At 45.4% G+C, this 16,340-nt stretch carries 11 protein-coding genes; 4 read left to right on the forward strand and 7 right to left on the reverse strand.

Going from position 1 to position 16,340, the window contains the following annotated elements:
* Positions 1-143: 143 nt before the first annotated feature.
* The 7 genes from K8U60_RS04050 to K8U60_RS04080 all read right to left on the reverse strand — a co-directional run bounded on the left by K8U60_RS04050 (position 144) and on the right by K8U60_RS04080 (position 10,579).
* Positions 144-1,418 (reverse strand): S-layer homology domain-containing protein, encoded by a 1,275-nt coding sequence (locus tag K8U60_RS04050; RefSeq protein WP_223634726.1) that lies wholly within the window; start codon positions 1,416-1,418, stop codon positions 144-146.
* A gap of 127 nt (positions 1,419-1,545) precedes the next feature.
* The gene (locus tag K8U60_RS04055; RefSeq protein ID WP_223634728.1) at positions 1,546-4,011 is read right to left on the reverse strand and encodes an S-layer homology domain-containing protein; all 2,466 of its coding nucleotides are present in this window, start codon (positions 4,009-4,011) and stop codon (positions 1,546-1,548) included.
* A gap of 749 nt (positions 4,012-4,760) precedes the next feature.
* Positions 4,761-6,161, reverse strand: a complete 1,401-nt coding sequence (locus K8U60_RS04060; protein ID WP_223634730.1) for an O-antigen ligase family protein — start codon at positions 6,159-6,161, stop codon at positions 4,761-4,763.
* A gap of 14 nt (positions 6,162-6,175) precedes the next feature.
* A complete protein-coding gene (locus tag K8U60_RS04065; protein WP_223634733.1) occupies positions 6,176-7,291 on the reverse strand; it encodes a glycosyltransferase family 4 protein in 1,116 nt (371 codons plus the stop codon).
* Positions 7,292-7,313: 22 nt separating this feature from the next.
* Positions 7,314-8,186, reverse strand: coding sequence for a UTP--glucose-1-phosphate uridylyltransferase GalU (galU, locus tag K8U60_RS04070; protein ID WP_223634735.1), 873 nt, complete (start codon positions 8,184-8,186; stop codon positions 7,314-7,316).
* 388 nt (positions 8,187-8,574) lie between these two features.
* Positions 8,575-9,846: a nucleotide sugar dehydrogenase gene (locus tag K8U60_RS04075; protein WP_223634737.1), complete on the reverse strand. Its 1,272-nt coding sequence runs from the start codon at positions 9,844-9,846 to the stop codon at positions 8,575-8,577.
* Between the two features lie 16 nt (positions 9,847-9,862).
* Complete coding sequence (locus tag K8U60_RS04080) at positions 9,863-10,579, reverse strand: WecB/TagA/CpsF family glycosyltransferase (RefSeq protein WP_223634740.1); 717 nt, start codon at positions 10,577-10,579, stop codon at positions 9,863-9,865.
* Between the two features lie 133 nt (positions 10,580-10,712).
* Here K8U60_RS04080 and csaB point away from each other — a divergent pair, with 133 nt between their 5' ends.
* From csaB to K8U60_RS04100, 4 genes are all read left to right on the forward strand, one after another.
* Complete coding sequence (gene csaB, locus K8U60_RS04085; RefSeq protein WP_223634743.1) at positions 10,713-11,822, forward strand: polysaccharide pyruvyl transferase CsaB; 1,110 nt, start codon at positions 10,713-10,715, stop codon at positions 11,820-11,822.
* A gap of 23 nt (positions 11,823-11,845) precedes the next feature.
* Positions 11,846-13,021, forward strand: a complete 1,176-nt coding sequence (locus K8U60_RS04090; protein ID WP_223634746.1) for a glycosyltransferase family 4 protein — start codon at positions 11,846-11,848, stop codon at positions 13,019-13,021.
* A 70-nt stretch (positions 13,022-13,091) separates the two neighbouring features.
* Entirely contained in the window at positions 13,092-14,612 is a 1,521-nt protein-coding gene (gene murJ, locus K8U60_RS04095) for a murein biosynthesis integral membrane protein MurJ (RefSeq protein WP_223634749.1), read from the forward strand.
* 4 nt (positions 14,613-14,616) lie between these two features.
* The gene (locus K8U60_RS04100; protein ID WP_223634751.1) at positions 14,617-16,188 is read left to right on the forward strand and encodes a hypothetical protein; all 1,572 of its coding nucleotides are present in this window, start codon (positions 14,617-14,619) and stop codon (positions 16,186-16,188) included.
* The last annotated feature ends 152 nt before the right edge of the window (positions 16,189-16,340 follow it).

The following is a 16,340-nucleotide window of genomic DNA, read 5'->3' on the forward strand; positions in this document are numbered from 1 at the left end:
GAAAATAAATCCTATACTTTTCCCTTTAATTAGGAAATCCAATTTACAGAGAGTTACTACCATGCGCTCTTTGAAGAAGCTGTACGGGGCGCAATTAATGTTGATGAATTGTATAAGAATTGCGCAGGTGCCTGGCACCCCCACTATTCCAAATACCGGCTTACCGAATACTCCACCATCATATGACCTCTCGGGGTCCAATGGAAGCCGAGCAGGGGATCAATCAAACCGCTCTTCTTTAGGTCTGCATCTGTCGCGCTTCCTGCTTTTTGTACAGCATTCGCATAATTATCGATCAGCCCGACATTTTGCTGCTTCGCAACTTTGCGGATAATTTCGTTATAGCTGTCTTCCCATGCCCGAAGTCCGCCTTTACCCGCATACAGCTTTTGAATATCCGGATTTTGTGCCGCTTGCGATTGGTAATAAATGCTTTCGATGACCGGCAAATTGGTCATCCATACGACTTCGATATCCTTTGCCTTCAACTGCGCGGTCATATATGAAATATTCTCTTCAAACTGGACTTTGCTGACTTGCGGTTCCTTCGTATCCGGTCGGATCAAGGCATCGTTCAAACCGAACATCATGACTACAGCAGACGGGTTCCGGTCCAACACATCGGTTTCAAAGCGTTTCAAGGCGCTCGCTGTGGTATTGCCGCTGACGCCTGCGTTCGTGATTCCTGCTAGTTTCGGCCAGTTATGGTCCGGGTACGCTGAAAACTCTTTCGGCAAATACGAACCCGACGTGTTGCTGTCGCCAAACGCGATGATTTCACCCGAAGGCACCTGTTCACCCTTCCACTCCATGGCCCGGTTGGCAAATGCAGCCATTTGAGCTCTGGTGACAATCCCATCCGGCCGGTAAGTATTATCCTGTGAATATCCCACTGTGATGCCACTATCACGCAGCGCTAAAACATAGGTGAACATCCAATCTGCCGGTTTTACATCTTCGAAATAATTAGTCGAGCGCCCAACAAGGCCAAAACTTTCCGCCAGGATCTTCGCCATTTGCCCGCGCGTCAGCACCTCACTAGGACCGTACATGCCATTCCCTTTCCCATGAATAACGCCAGCTTTTTTCAAAGCTTCAATATACTCGAAAGCCCAATAATCCGGCGCAACATCCGGATAACTCGCTTTCTCCGGTTTCACCGGCTTAATGTCCGCTGCCAGCGAAATAACTTTCGCCGCCTGTGCACGGGTCACGGATTCATCCGGCTTGAACGTTCCATTCGAATAGCCATTCAAAACGTTCTTCTCCATCAGCGACTGGACATCCCCATAAGCCCAGTGGCTCTCATCCACATCAGTCAAATTCGCTGCCAGACTGGGCTGGCCACTTGATAAGAATAGGACAATGGCAAGGAATGCGATGATAGTAAGAGACGTACTACGTTTCTTTTTGTGCATGTTGTCACTCCTTTAAACAAAATGAATTGTGTGGGTGCCAGGCACCAAATATCAAAAAAGCGATACCGGGAACAATCCCGGCATCGCTTTTGATTTTATGAGTACAAGGTACTCAAGAGAAGTTCAATTATTTTACATAAACGCCATTTTTGTCAGTCAATTCAGTTTGATTAGACTTAACAGTAGCACTTACTGCACCACTTGGAACTTCACCAAATGAGAACTTAATTTGGTTAGCGTTTCCTGCGACTGCTTCTAAATTACCAGCCGTTGCTTCTTCTACTTCAGTACCACCCGCAATATCTACGTTAAATACGTTGTTAGCGTCAACTGTAGTCGGAGTTAGTGCTTCGTTGAATGTTACTACTACAACGTTACCGGCAACTTGTACAGATGTAATTTTAGCAGGAGTATTATCTTTGATTGTTACTGCTGAGTTGAATGTTTCAACTACATTCCCTGCTTTGTCAGTCGTGTTCAATACTGTCAATACAGCTGGAGTACCAGTTGTTTGATTACCGATGTTAACTGATCCTGCAGGCAATTTGATAACTACTGTATCTTTGTCAGCATCTGTGAAGTAGATGTCAGTTCCAGCAGGTAAAGCTTGTCCGTCTAGACGGTAGCTTGAAAGGCTGATTCCGTTAGCAGCAACTTCTTCGCTGTATGAAACAGTGAATTCGTTTGTGTTAGTAGTAACTACTGAAGCTGTTGGTTTCACGTTATCAACTGCTGATGGAGTTCCAGGAACAGTGATTGTTGATGATACTGCAGCAGATTTGTTGCCGTATGCATCAGTGAAGAATCCAGCTGGGAAAGTAACTGTGTACGTTCCAGCATCCAATGCTGCTGTAGTTGCTTTGAAGTCTACTAAGTAAGTAGAAGCGTCATCAGTTTTCAACATAGATTCTGCATCAACTGCTGAGAAATTAACGCCTTGTGAGTTACGGATAGTGATTTCGCTATCAGATCCTGCAACTACAAGTTTTTCATTGAAAGTGAATTCCAATTTCTCGTTTCCAGCAGAAACACGTGTAGAAGAAAGTGTTGGTGCAGTTACGTCTTTAACGAACGTTACTGAAGTGCTGTAGAATTCGTTTTTGTTTCCAGCAAGATCTGTCATAACTTTAGCTTCAGCGTACAAAGTGAAAGTTTGTGAAGTTGCTGTAGAACCTGCTGGGAATAATTCCCCTACATTCAACAAGTAAGTTTTGCCAGTTGTGTCAGTAGTATCGCGATCTAGAGTAGCAGTAGTTTGCGTTCCACCCTGTTGCAATTTAACAGATACGCTGTCTTCAACAATATCTTCGCTCAATGTAACTTTAGCAGTACTTTGGTTGACTACTTGTACACTAGTCACACGTGGTTTTTCCATATCTGCTGATGGAGCAGTTACAGAACCATTGTAGATAACCATTTCGTTTTTAGCTGCAGATTTGTCTGTAGCTCCTGCAATGTAAAGCGAAGCAGTTTGGCTAGCGTTCAATGATTTGTCGATTACTACTTTGTTGCCTGAAGTTGTGAAAGCAGTAACTGGCTCACCGTTTACACGGATTACAGTAGGAGCTGTCCCTAGATCTTCAGAGAAAGTAAGTGTGATTTTGCCGTTGTCGTATGAAGTGTTAGTGATTACTGGTTTAACAGTATCAGCATAAGTAAATACTTTAGAAGCCTTCTCAGTGTTTACCCAGTTGCCATCTTTATCTTTTGCATTAGTAGCAATCGGTTCAACTACAAGGACTTGATCTTTTCCTTCAACTGATGCAGCAAAAGTCAAGACGACTGAGCGCTTGTCAGCTGACAATTCAGCTTTAGCTGGAGTTGCTGTGCCTAATTTGTAGTTAGCAACTTCAGTTGCATCTTTAAGTACATCTGTATCAGCATTCAAAGTTGTGTTGAAGTTAACTTGAACCTGGTTAGTGTTAAGGCCAGTAACAGATGAAACAGTTGCTTCATCTTTAACTTGAGTCAATTCATATAATCTATGAAGGAAGATTGCGAAATCTCCACGTTTGATAGAAGATTCGATTCCAAATTTAGTTGGAGTTTCTCCATCAGTGATTTTGTTTTCAACTAATGATGCAACTTCTGTTGCGAAACGGTGCTTAGACCCAACATCAGTGAATTTAAGTTTAGAAACGTCGCCGTCTTCTAACTCATACGCTTGTGCAAGCATGAATGCTGCCTGGCCACGAGTGATTGACTGATCCCAGCCGAACTTAGTATCTGAAACGCCGTTAATGATTCCTGCTTCTTTAAGAGAGTTGACTGCAATAGCACCACGTTTAGGAACGTCAGAGAAACCTGAAGCTGGAGCTGTTTCGTCCATTAAACCAGCAGCAGTAGCGATCATGATCGCTGCGTCACCACGAGTGATTGAAGCGCCTACACCGAATTGTGTTTCGTTGATACCGATTGCAATTCCGTTAGTTACTACGTAATCAACTGCGTTTGTATAACGATCACCCACATCAGTGAATGCTGAAGTTGAAGCTTGGTCTGCGAATGCCGCTGGAGCGATTGCTGATGCTACTAAAGTAGCCGTTGCTGCAGTTGCTACAAATTTTTTGTAATTTTTTGGTTGGTAAGCCATTAATATAATTCCTCCTTGGTTTGGTGGTGCTATAAATATATTGAGTCATATAACTCAATTCAGTTACCCGCTTCTCCCTAATCGTTTCCACCTTCTGTAGATTAAGTACGTCTTATGAACGATACTAGAGTCCCACTTGTTATAGGTCGAACGAAAGATTTTATCAGATAACTAAACTCTTACTTAGTTTACCAAAGAATTACGTTAAATCAACCACTAATGTAATAATATATCAAAAAATTTACTAATACTTACAAAAATAATGCAGAAGAATTACATTTAATACCGATTTCTGATTTTTTCGAACAACTTATGGTATATTATCCCTATATTTTACTTCCTTTTTTATCCTATTTCACAGTAAATGAAGTTTTTTTACATTTTATAGTAATTTATTTTCTTCAACCATTAGCAAGAATATCATTTTTTTATTTTATTAATATTTTTAACTAAAAATATTGGCCTTTTAAGCCAGTAAAATCATGTCAATTTACTTATACTACTTTTTCTATATTTGTTTAAATAAATAGTTTTTAAAACGCCCTTAGTCTTTAGTCCCCTATCTCTGAACACTGAATTTGCTTCCTGTACTCCAGATTTTCTTCTCCAGTAATAGCCGATTCAACTGATTATTACTCTCCCCATTTTTTAGAATTTACGTGGCCTTAATCTTCCCAAACAGAAAAAAACCCCGAAAGGCAGCAGAATTGCAACGCTGTCTTTCGGGGCTAGATTTACTGGATTCTATTTTATTTTGATTTGAGCAGATCTTCGTTTACCGTCAGCATCGCGAGGATAGCTGCCACATAGATGGAAACGGCTGGAGCTGTCAAGACGTGGCCTGCGGTATAGGCAATTCCAATCCCTAAAAGGAAAGCAACGCCATATAAAATATAGAAGTACGTAAAATGGGTTTTGATATTGACGACAAAGTGAATCAGGAATTTACCGGTGAACCAAACAAATGGAATCATCATGTAAATGAAAGTGATCCATCCGAACGAATAGAACCAATCGTGAAAGTCCATTTCGATCATCGTTGGTGACTTGCCGGGTTCGGGAATTTCATAATTCCCCGCAAAGCCCATTCCGAATAATTGCTGAAGGATCGGCGAGTTCTGGAAGTCCTCTTTCATGAACTGCGCATAGGTTTCGCGAGAGCTGAACACCAGGTTCTGCACTTGCGCACTTGTGATTCCGGAATCTTCTTCTTCTTGCTGCTGCTCCTCGAAGCCTTCGTCCCCTTCGACTAATACTTCATCTCCGGGACGCTCGACGGCATCCCCAAAGTTGATGCCAAGCGAATCGATGTGGGCAAACATATTGCCGAATACTGGAGTTACAGGTGTGATCGCAATCAAGACGACAGTCAGGAAGGTGGAAATCAGCAAATTGATTTTGATCGTTGCTGACCGTTTCTTCATCAGCAGCATGATCAAACTGCCGAATACTACCGATAATAAAACGATGATGATTCCGCCATAGCCGACCTTCGTACCAAGTGCGAGCATGCCGATCGACAGCAGGATGAACGGAATCCATGACCAGGATTTTTTCCAGGAATCGGTTTTTTCAATGGCATAGAGAGCCATAATCGGCAAAACGATCGCCATAATTGCCCCGACTTCGTTACCGGCATAAAACCATCCTGTAAAACCGACTTTCGTATGCGAGTAATTGGAAAGGCTTGTTCCCGTCAACTGGGCAATGATAAAGATAATTCCGATGAATAAACCCGATATCCATAAGTATTTTGTTGTTTGGCTGGCAATATTGTAGTTTTTGTCTTTCAGCTGGCGATAAACCACCAGGAAACCAAACAACACAATATGGAAATAGATCGCCTTATTGAAGAACTTAAGCTCCTGGAACAGATAGTACGGATCTTTGATCTGCAGATTGCTGACGATATTGATGCCGATCAGCAATGCCAAACCGATCAAGTAAACAGTGAAAAGCCGACTGTTTTTGCTGGTTCTCGCCATCCATAGCAAAAATACCAGTGCCAATGCCATATAAGCTGTCCGTAAAAGGACACCCACCGTCAAACTGGTTTCCACCATGAAGATGGAAGCCGTCGTCAAGACATCAATGATCGGCTGAATCGCAATAAAGGCGATGAAAAGTATTAGAATTTTTTTAGAGTCCATAGTAAAATCCTCTTTCATTTAATTAGCTCAAGTTCATGAAATATAGCAGAAAGCTTCGATTGAATCTTTCCCTGATCATAATTTTGTGCAGTTTCATAGGCAGCTTCAGCGATTTGTTGCTTTTCTTCCATTGTTAATCGGTTATACAGTTCCAACTGCTTAACCAAATCTTCCCATTCACCGGCTTCAAACAACCAACTATTGGTGCCATCTTGGACATAATCCAAGATGCCGCCGATGCGGCTCGCCAAAATCGGTGTTCCGCAAGCCATTGCTTCAAGACCCACCAATCCAAGGCTTTCGCCTTTTCGGGTGGTCGGGAATATGAAAAGTTCAATGATGTTGTAGATGGCCGCTAAGTCTTGATGTTTCATTAATGGAAAGTGATGGACAACGTCATCGAGTCCAAGATCGGACTTCATTTTAAAAAATGCGGCTTCGTCTTTTCCAGAGCCGACCATGATTAAATGCGTTTTGTCTTTTTCGGCGGGATTTCGTTCAAGAAAAGCGGAAAAGCCTTTTAATAGATGATCCCACCCTTTGCCGACGTCCATCCGTCCAACATACCCAAAATAGCGCATATCGGAATTCAAGCCTAATTGTTCCAGCTGAAGTTCCCGCTCCTCTGGATTCGGATAAAATACAGACGAGTTCACACCACCTGAAGGAAAGATTTCAATCGGTGTCGTGACGCCGTATTTTTCATGGACAAGCTGTTTATAATAATTTGAAGGAGTGATAATCAAAGTGGATTGCTGCAATAGCTTTTTGACATAGGGCTGGAACTTTTCCTGGGATGCCACTTCGGGAACCACGTCACTGCCATGGACATTGGTGACAATCCGGACAGAAGGCTTCAGTTTTTTCAGGAGCAGGAGTGGAAACGCATTATGGGCAGCATAGTGCACATAGATGGCATCATACTTGCCCGTCATGCCTTTCCGGACCACATTGGCATAATGGCCCATATAAGCAGATAATTTTTTGGACTTGCTGACTGTTTTCTGAACGACAGCTTTATCTACAGTGAAACCTTCAGCTGTTAAAATGGCTTCGGTGTTTTTCACAAAAACACCGAAGCTTGGAAATTGCTCTGAAGGGTACATATTCGATACGAGCAAAATTTTCAAAGACAGGCCTTCCTTTCGAACTTTACTTGTATTCTTCTAATTTTAACCTCATAAAATCCAACAAGTCTTCACGGAGCTCCGGACGCGCCAAGGCAAAATCCAAAGTTGTCTCCACAAATCCACGCTTTTCGCCTACATCGTAACGTTTTCCTTCGAAAGCATACCCGTAAACGCTTTGCACAGCATTCAACTCTTCAATGGCATCGGTCAATTGGATTTCTCCATTGGCACCGACTTTCATATTATCCAAAAACCCGAAGATTTCCGGCGTGAAGATGTAACGGCCGATAATCGCCAAATTTGAGGGAGCTGTCCCCGCTCTTGGCTTTTCAACGAATTTATTGGCTTTATAAAGCCGGCCATCTTTTGTAGATGGATCCATGATGCCATATCTATAGGTTTCTTCTTCCGGCACTTCCATGACACCGATGATGGATGATTGTGTTTTATCGTATTGGCCCATCAACTGCTCGAGGCCAGGCACTTCCGACTGAATGATATCGTCGCCGAGCAAAACAGCAAACGGCTCATCGCCGATGAATTTCCGCGCCGTCCATACCGCATGGCCCAGACCGAGTGGAGATTTTTGGCGAATATAATGAATATCCACTTTACTCGATAACTGAACTGCATTCAACAACTCAAACTTTTCGGATTCTGCAAGACGGGATTCAAGCAAATGGGCAGAATCAAAATGATCTTCAATCGCACGTTTGTCTTTCCCGGTGACGATGATGATGTCTTCGATTCCGGAAGCGACCGCTTCTTCCACGATGTATTGAATGGTCGGCTTGTCGAGAATCGGCAGCATTTCTTTTGGCATCGCTTTCGTTGCAGGGAGAAACCGTGTACCTAATCCAGCAGCGGGAATAATCGCTTTCCTTACCTTTTTCATAGGCTTGCCTCCTAGTTTAGTTGAAGTTTTTAGTTTACCCACCGCTTCGGACGCTTAGGGCAAGGCTCCCGCAAAAAGCCAGGCAAAGGACGCCTGTCTTCTTGCTTCGCCCAGCCCGTGGACGCGCCGGCGCTAAGTGATTTGTTGAAATCGAAGCGGGCGTAATTTTTTTAAGTTTTTATAAAATCTATACTTTGCATATACTACTATGTGAATGACTCTTAGAAGAATGAGCGGAAGGCGGCGGAAAACCGGCGGCTCCTGCGAAAGGGGCATCTTGCAGTAGCTCTGCTCCTGCATCGCTTCGCTGCTTCGTCGCAAAGACACTGTCCGAACTCCCTTCGGCCAATGTCTTGTCCGCCTAGAGCGATTTCTTCCACCCTCTATCTCAGTTCTTCGAATCCCCAAGTACATATACGTCAAAACCGGCTGCTTCCCATTTGGCGCGGTCTACACAGTTTTTGGTATCGACGACAATTTTGTTTTTCATTGATGTCAACGTCGTTGGATCGAGATCTTTGAACACTTGGTGTTCTGTCAAAATGACCAAAGCGGATGCGTCTTTTAAAGCTTCTTCCGCATTTTGCGTCTGTTCGGCGATGTTGTTGACTTTGATATGCGGGTCGTACGCCGTTACGTTAAAGTTCCGGTGAGTGAACTGCTCGACCACTTCCAGTGACGGGCTTTCGCGCATGTCGTCGATATTGCCCTTGAAGGCAAGGCCAAAAATGGCGATTTTCGAATTAGTGATGCCTTTGGCTTCAAGGATACTAGCAGTCAGCTGAGCCGTATACGATGGCATGCCATCATTTGTCTTGCGCGCCAGGTGGATGATTTTTGATTTCTCGGGATCCAGTTCAACAAGGAACCATGGATCGACGGCGATGCAATGTCCGCCGACTCCCGGGCCTGGCGTATGGATATTGACGCGCGGGTGGAAATTCGCCAATTTGATGGCTTCCCAAATGTTCACGCCGATGTTTTGCGCAATCATCGCCAATTCATTGGCGAACGCGATGTTGACATCTCTGTATGTGTTTTCCATGACTTTTACAAGTTCAGCAGTCGTCGTGTCGGTTTCGTGCATAGCACCTTCTACAAACGAGCGATACAGATCCGATGTGACGCGGGCTGATTCTTCGTTAATGCCGCCGATAATGCGGTCATTCGAAACCAATTCCGCGAAAACTTTGCCTGGAATGACGCGTTCAGGTGAATGGGAAACGAATAATTCCGTTCCGATTTCCAGACCGGATTGGATCAATTCCGGAAGCATGACATTTTCGACCGTTTTTGGGGGAACTGTCGATTCGAGCACAACCAGATCTCCTTTTTTCAAAAAAGGAACAACGGAAGCTGTCGCTTGGCGGACATATTCAAGCTCCGCTGTTTTATCCGGATTGATCGGAGACGGAACGGCAATGATGAAGACATCCGCTGCCACCGGTTTGGTGCCGACTGTCATTGCACCTTTGTCGATTGCTGTTTCCAGACGTTCCAATAATCCGTTCTCTTCTATATGAAGTTCTTTATTTCCAATCATTTGAACTGCTTTTTCATTGATATCCACACCATGGACCTGATGTCCGTGATTGGCAAACATAACCGCTGTCGGCAAACCGATATAGCCCAGACCGACAACACAGATAGACTTCTTCATTTTTACATTAGCTCCTTTAGCGTGATCGCAATACTTTCATTAAAAAGATCGGCAAGTTCATCTGCCGTTTGATGCGGGATGGGCTGGAGATCAGCCGGTACAGCCACTCGATTCCGAGTTTGCGGAAAAGTGCAGGTGCCCGCTTGACGGTTCCTGAAAAGACATCAAAGCTTCCGCCGACCCCCTGGAATACTTGGACGTTTTTGAGGCGTCCCATGTTGCGTTGAATCCACAATTCCTGCTTGGGGCTGCCGAGTGCCACAAAAATAACTTTTGTTCCACTGCGGTTGATGCGTTCAATCAAAGCATCTTCATCTTTTTCATAGCCGTTGGTATAGCCTGCAATGATTATTTCCGGATGGGTCTGCTCGATGCTGCTGATTGCTTTTGTGACGACTTCTTCTTTTGCACCGTAGAAATACACAGGGTGTCCTTCATCTGTGGCAAACTCCAAAAGCTTCGCCATCATATCCACACCTGTGACGCGTGACGTGATCTGGCCGCCTTTTATTTTTGCAGCGAGCAGGATTCCGATGCCGTCAGCGATCTGGTACGTTGATGAGTTGATCAGCTCTTTGACTTTCGGATCACGTTCAGCGGCGATGACTTTTTCCGGATTCACCGCTATGATGGTGGACTGATCGCCATTCGAAATTCTTTTTCTTAAATCTTCTATTATACCTTCATATGAGAGAGGTGAAACATTCACCCCTAAATAGCTTTCTTTCATCATTCGAACCCTCTATTCACTAGCTTTCAATTTTATTAGTATAGCAGATTCTAACAGTAGTTGCATAGGCTGTTTAACAAGTGATAGAATTTAGCAAGGACAAGGCTTGCGAGCTTTAGTTTGAGGAGGAAACAGTGTGAAAATAGTACTATCCGGCTTTTATGGATTGGGCAATACAGGCGATGAAGCCATCCTGAAAGCGATTATTGATAATTTGAGAGCAGAATTGACCGACCCAGATATTACTGTATTTTCTTTATCGCCCGACCAGACAGCGAAAGAATATGGTGTCAAATCGGTGTACCGGGCATGGAGACGTGAAAACAAAGAAAAAGTGAAAGCTTTGCGGGATGCGGATTTGATGATTTCCGGAGGCGGCGGCTTGCTGCAGGATACATACCCTACGAAATTCTTATTTGGTCCCCTTCCCTATTATTTACTGATTGTCATGCTGGCTAAAATGTGCGGCACAAAAGTGATGTTCTTTTCCCAAGGAATCGGCCCTGTAACATCGACATGGGGCAAGATCCTCATGAAGCTGTTTGCGAACCGCGCAGATTTCATCACCGTACGCGATCAGTATTCGAAAGATTACTTGAAGAAGCTCGGCGTGACCCGTCCGGAAACGGTCGTGACCGCGGACATCGTCTTCGCTTTTAAAGCGGACGAAGAAGATCGCGCTTACCAATCCCTGCCGTTGACTGGAGACGAGAAGATTGTCGCCGTTACGGTCCGTCCGTGGTTCAGCCATCCGGATTATATTGAAAAAACCGCCCATTTGCTGGATCAATTGATCGAACAGCGCGGCGTTACCCCTGTCTTCGTTCCAATGGAAGGTAAATATGACGTTCCTGCTTCAAAAGATGTCATGTCCAAGATGAAGCACGCAGACAAGACCCATTTGCTGGGTTCTGATTTCACGCCGAATGAGTTCTTGAATTTCATTCGCCATGCAGAATTGACAGTTGGCCTGCGCCTTCACGCACTGATTTTCTCGGCCTTGTCAAATGTGCCCCATCTCGGGTTCAGCTACGACAAGAAAGTGGAAAGCTTCCTGAAACGTTCGGGCATGTGGGATTATTCTTTCCGTTTAGGGGAGATCGATGAAACTAAACTATTGGCCAACGCGTTATACCTATTGGACAACAAAGCACAGGCGCAGCAGGTTATGAAACCGAACGTAGCGAAGCTTCACGCTGAAGCGATGCGCAATATCGAATTGTTGCAGGAAAATTTTGTGAAATAAGCTTTTCAGGAAGGAACTGTAAAATGAAAATTCTATTGGCAACAACTTACGATTACCCCCATCTTGGTGGACTTTCTACCCATATGACGACGTTGAAGACGGGCCTTGAAAACTTAGGGCATACAGTCGAAACCCTTTCTTTTTCCGACGTGCCGAAATGGCGCCGTGACTTTATAGCCCGCGGCCCTTCGTTCTTATTAAATAAAGCTTCGCTTGGAGCCGGCTATGTTTGGACCTTGAATCGCCGCCAGGAATTCCTGGAACAGATTTTGAAGGACGACAAATACAAATCCTTCGACATCATCAATGGCCAGGATGTATTCGCGACACGCGCTTCACTTAATGTCGGTTTGCCGACGGTCACAACGACCCACGGCTATTTGACTTACGAAGGCATTTCCAAAGGCTCCGTAGCTGAAGGCAGTAAGCATGCGCAGAAACTGCTGGATGTGGAAAACAGCATGTACAAAAAAACGCGCGCCGTCATTACCGTCGATACGCGCATCAAAGAATACATCAAGCGCGAAGCCGGCGTCGAAGCGTCGATGATCAAAAACTTCATCGATGTGGAGGATTTCAAACCGGAACTTGAACGCCGCGAAGAATTCCGCAATAAATACGGCATCGCACAGGATGAATTGATTTTCTTCATCCCCCGCCGATTGACGAAGAAAAACGGCGTCATCTATCCGATCCTCTCCTTCCCTCCAGTATTGGAGAAATACCCGAATGCCCGGCTGGTATTTGCGGGAACCGGCGAAATGATGGATCAGATGAAGGCAAAAGCAAAAGAGCTGGGCATCGACAAGAATGTCACTATGCTTGGAGCCGTGGATCATAAGGACATGATCCAGTATTACGCATTAAGCGACATTGCACTGGTTCCTTCCATCTATTCTGCCGGCGTTGAAGAAGCGACATCCATTTCCGCTCTGGAAGCTATGGGATCAGGCATTCCGCTGATCGCCTGTGCAGTAGGCGGACTGAAGGAAATCGTCGACCACAACAAAGACGGCCTCTTAGTTGAAGAGAAAAATGTCGAACAGCTGTCAGATGCCATGATCTATTTATTGGCAAACCCTGAAGAAGGCGCAAAGCTGGCCAAAGCAGCACGCACAAAAATCATCGAGCAGTATTCCCATTTTGCAGCTGCCGAAAAATACGAAAAGATTTACCAAGAAGCGCTGACAAAAAACTGAGTATCCAAAGAAAAAGTGGCCGGCTCTCTATTTTGAGCCAGCCGCTTTTTGTTGAGAAAGAAGTGAATTCATGTCCAGTCTTAAAAAAGCAGCCATCTGGACCACGGGTCTGGCCCTCTTATTGAAATTATCGGGTTTGCTGCGCGAATCGATTGTCGCCCGTGAATTTGGGGCTTCTGCTGAAACAGATGCTTATTTCCTGGCTTTTTCTTTTATCACTTTAGTGGTGGCCATGATCGCCACCGGCTTCAATAATGTCTTCCTGCCGCTCTACATCAAGCGGCGCCAGAACAAGATGGACCTCACCGATGGCAACGCCAACGCCCTTTTAAATTGGACGATGCTGCTGTTTATCGGTGTTTCAGTCGTAGGCTGGTCCACTGCGGGCTGGCTTGTGCCGTTCATTTACGGCAATATGCTGCCGGCAACTGAACTGATTGCCATCGAGATGACTGAAGTCTTCTTCATCTTCATGACCTTTATCGCACTTGCGGGGCTGTTGGAATCCTATCTGCAATCACGCCGCATTTTCGTCCCGACACTTGTTTCCAAACTGCTCGCGACGTTCATGTCCGCTGTGTTCGCCCTGCTGTTCAGTGACATTTGGGGCATCTATGCACTTGCCTACGGGTTTGTGGTCGGGACCATTATCGGTGCCATTATCCAGCTGTATTATTTAGTGAAATCTAATTACAAATGGGAACCGACGTTGAAGATGGAATCTGATTTCCGGAAAGCCTTCATCATCCTGATCATCCCTTCCCTCTTGAACTCTGTGGTCGGGCAAGTGAATTTATTCGTCAACAAAGCCTTCGCTTCGGGAACCATCGAAGCCGCTGTCACTTATTTGAATAACGCTTCCTTGATCATCAGTATTCCCAACGCGATTTACGCAGCCACTTTAGCCGCCATCATTTTCACGTTGATGTCGGAACAGGCAACGGATCAAGCGAAATTTAAGGATACCTTGTTCTTGGGCATGGAAATTTCGTTCGTGACGCTTGTGCCGATTTCCGTCGGCTTGCTGGTGATCGGAGACGCCCTCATTTCCTTTATCTATGAAGGCGGCGCCTTTACGGCCCAAGATGCAGACTATACTTATATGGCCTTGCTGTTCTACTTGCCGATCATCATTTTCCAAGGCATGCAGCTAATGCTGTCGAAATCGATGTATGCGCGCGGAAAAACCGCTGTCGTGTTCCGTATCTCTGTCACCACCGTCGCATTGAACTTCCTGTTGAACTGGTTCCTGGTGGATGATTATGGCTACTTGGCTTTGGCCTTTGCTGCATCCGTCGTCTCCGTTTACTATTTCACCTTATCGACGATCGTGGTGTACAAGGATTTGGGCATGCAGGAATTCAAACGTTTTTTATCGATGGCGGTTCGCGTCATCGTTCCTGCTGCCGCGATGGGATTTGCGGTTTGGGGAGTGAAAACGGCCTTTTCAGCTACGGAATGGCCCGCACTTGTCCAACTTGCCGTCCTTGTCCCAGTTGGCGTTATCGTTTACGGTGTATTGCTGCGATTTATGCACCCAGCTGGATTCCGGCGCTTTATCGGATTGATCAAACGCAAAAAGAAAGGGTGATGATGTGTTAAAGAAAGCCATTTGGGGAGTCGGCATCTTTTTGCTGGCCGCGCTGCTGTTATTTACCGCTTTTATCCTGATGAAAGAAGACTATATGATCTACCAAGGCGACGAATTTGATGTGTTCATCGAATTGCCGGCATTATTGACCGTCACTGCTCCTGAGCAAACCGAACGGGCCCTGGAAAACACCCAGGACGTCAGCTACCGCGCAGACATCGAATTATTCGGTTTGACCATCGGTTTTATTGAAATAACCGAACGGACTTTGGGCAATGGTTCTAAATTCCTTTTCGAACGATTGGAAAATAGCAGCTGGCTGTTCTTCCCTGCTACTGTGACCATGATTGGCCTAGAAGACCACGAATTCACCAGCTGGAATCCGACTGTCGTGGAACACGAATACCATGACGTATTCGGCGTCGACGCCACGGTCAATCCGTTCGGTACATTGAAAGGCGCTGAGTTTGAGCTTCTTCAAAGCAATGTCTATCTTTCAAAGAAAATGCAAGCTTCCTATGAAGACGGCACAAGCAGCCACCTCCGGGAACTTTCCAAGGAAGTGACTAACCTGGAGGTTACAGAAAACTCTATTGTGAAAGAATTTTGGCTGCGGCCGGTCCATCTTGCCGAATCATGGGCGATGATTTCGGAAAGCCCGCTTTTTTCGTCAACGGAATCGGAAGAGGAATGGATCGATCATTCCCTGCACAATCAAACCGTCCAATTGAATTGGTTGACGACGGATGGTCCTTTCACGAAATTGCCGTTCTCCATCGAACCCAGCACGAAAATGGGGTATGGCCGTGCCATCGGCCGTTTTGAAGATGACGAGGCTATGCGCTGGAATGAGAAAGACCCTTCCGCTTTTCACGAAACGATGATTTTGAATTCACGCGTCAACCTGCTGTATTACCTGGCTGAGTTTGACGGTTCCCGTTGGCCTACCGAATACACCAGCACCTGGCTCAAAAACGCTTATGAAGTGACTGCGCCTTATGTCGATACCCGTTATAACGAATATGTCGCTTTTTACCTGGATGAAACTGCCCGGCTTTATGATGACGAAATTGAGCAGGATGGGCTGGCTGTGGAAACCTATGCTGATTATTTGTTGAGCCAGGTAGAAGAGGAGCAAATCCTTCCAACAGCTAACGGTTATTTGATCGTTGATTATTTTGATGAAGATGACGGTACGCCGCTGACCCACGCTTCTTTGAACCATGAGCTGGGCGGGCTGAAGATTTTGCTTCAGGCTTACGGCGATACTGGCGATGCCGAGTATCTGGAGGCAGCTGAGCAAGTGACTGTGGGCATTGAAGAGTTTAATCAGGAAGAAGGCGGCTGGATCCGGGAAACTGGAGACTTGTGGTACCAGGCGCGCCCTGATGGAACGTTCAGCGGTGACGATTATCCTCAACTGACGTTGTTGGATCTGCTGGAGACGCAGTTGCTGCTGGAGGAGCTTGGCATGGAACGGAATGTTTATTTTGATGAAATGATCGAGTCGAAGCTTGGGTATTTGGAGAATGAAAATATTGAGCTGATTGAGAAGGTTACTAGTTTGATGGAATAGGTTTTGTGGTTTTATAGTAGTTCTAGAAGTCGCTTCGGACGCTTTGAGAGCGGAGCAGTGGTGAATGATTCTGAGAGTGCTGATGTTTTTTGTGGGTTCTATCAGTCGCTTCGGACGCTTTGGAGAGGACTCCCGCCATAAGCCGGGCAGCG

Origin of the sequence: Planococcus circulans, from assembly GCF_020023385.1 — a bacterium.
In the GTDB taxonomy this organism is placed as follows: Bacteria; Bacillota; Bacilli; order Bacillales_A; family Planococcaceae; genus Planococcus.

What these genes read in the sequence shown, in the direction of transcription:
- K8U60_RS04075 (WP_223634737.1), bottom strand. Translation starts at nt 9,846, where the DNA reads ATGAAGAAGTCTATCTGTGTTGTCGGTCTGGGCTATATCGGTTTGCCG.
- K8U60_RS04055 (WP_223634728.1), bottom strand. Translation starts at nt 4,011, where the DNA reads ATGGCTTACCAACCAAAAAATTACAAAAAATTTGTAGCAACTGCAGCA.
- murJ (WP_223634749.1), top strand. Translation starts at nt 13,092, where the DNA reads ATGTCCAGTCTTAAAAAAGCAGCCATCTGGACCACGGGTCTGGCCCTC.
- K8U60_RS04050 (WP_223634726.1), bottom strand. Translation starts at nt 1,418, where the DNA reads ATGCACAAAAAGAAACGTAGTACGTCTCTTACTATCATCGCATTCCTT.
- K8U60_RS04080 (WP_223634740.1), bottom strand. Translation starts at nt 10,579, where the DNA reads ATGATGAAAGAAAGCTATTTAGGGGTGAATGTTTCACCTCTCTCATAT.
- K8U60_RS04060 (WP_223634730.1), bottom strand. Translation starts at nt 6,161, where the DNA reads ATGGACTCTAAAAAAATTCTAATACTTTTCATCGCCTTTATTGCGATT.
- galU (WP_223634735.1), bottom strand. Translation starts at nt 8,186, where the DNA reads ATGAAAAAGGTAAGGAAAGCGATTATTCCCGCTGCTGGATTAGGTACA.
- K8U60_RS04090 (WP_223634746.1), top strand. Translation starts at nt 11,846, where the DNA reads ATGAAAATTCTATTGGCAACAACTTACGATTACCCCCATCTTGGTGGA.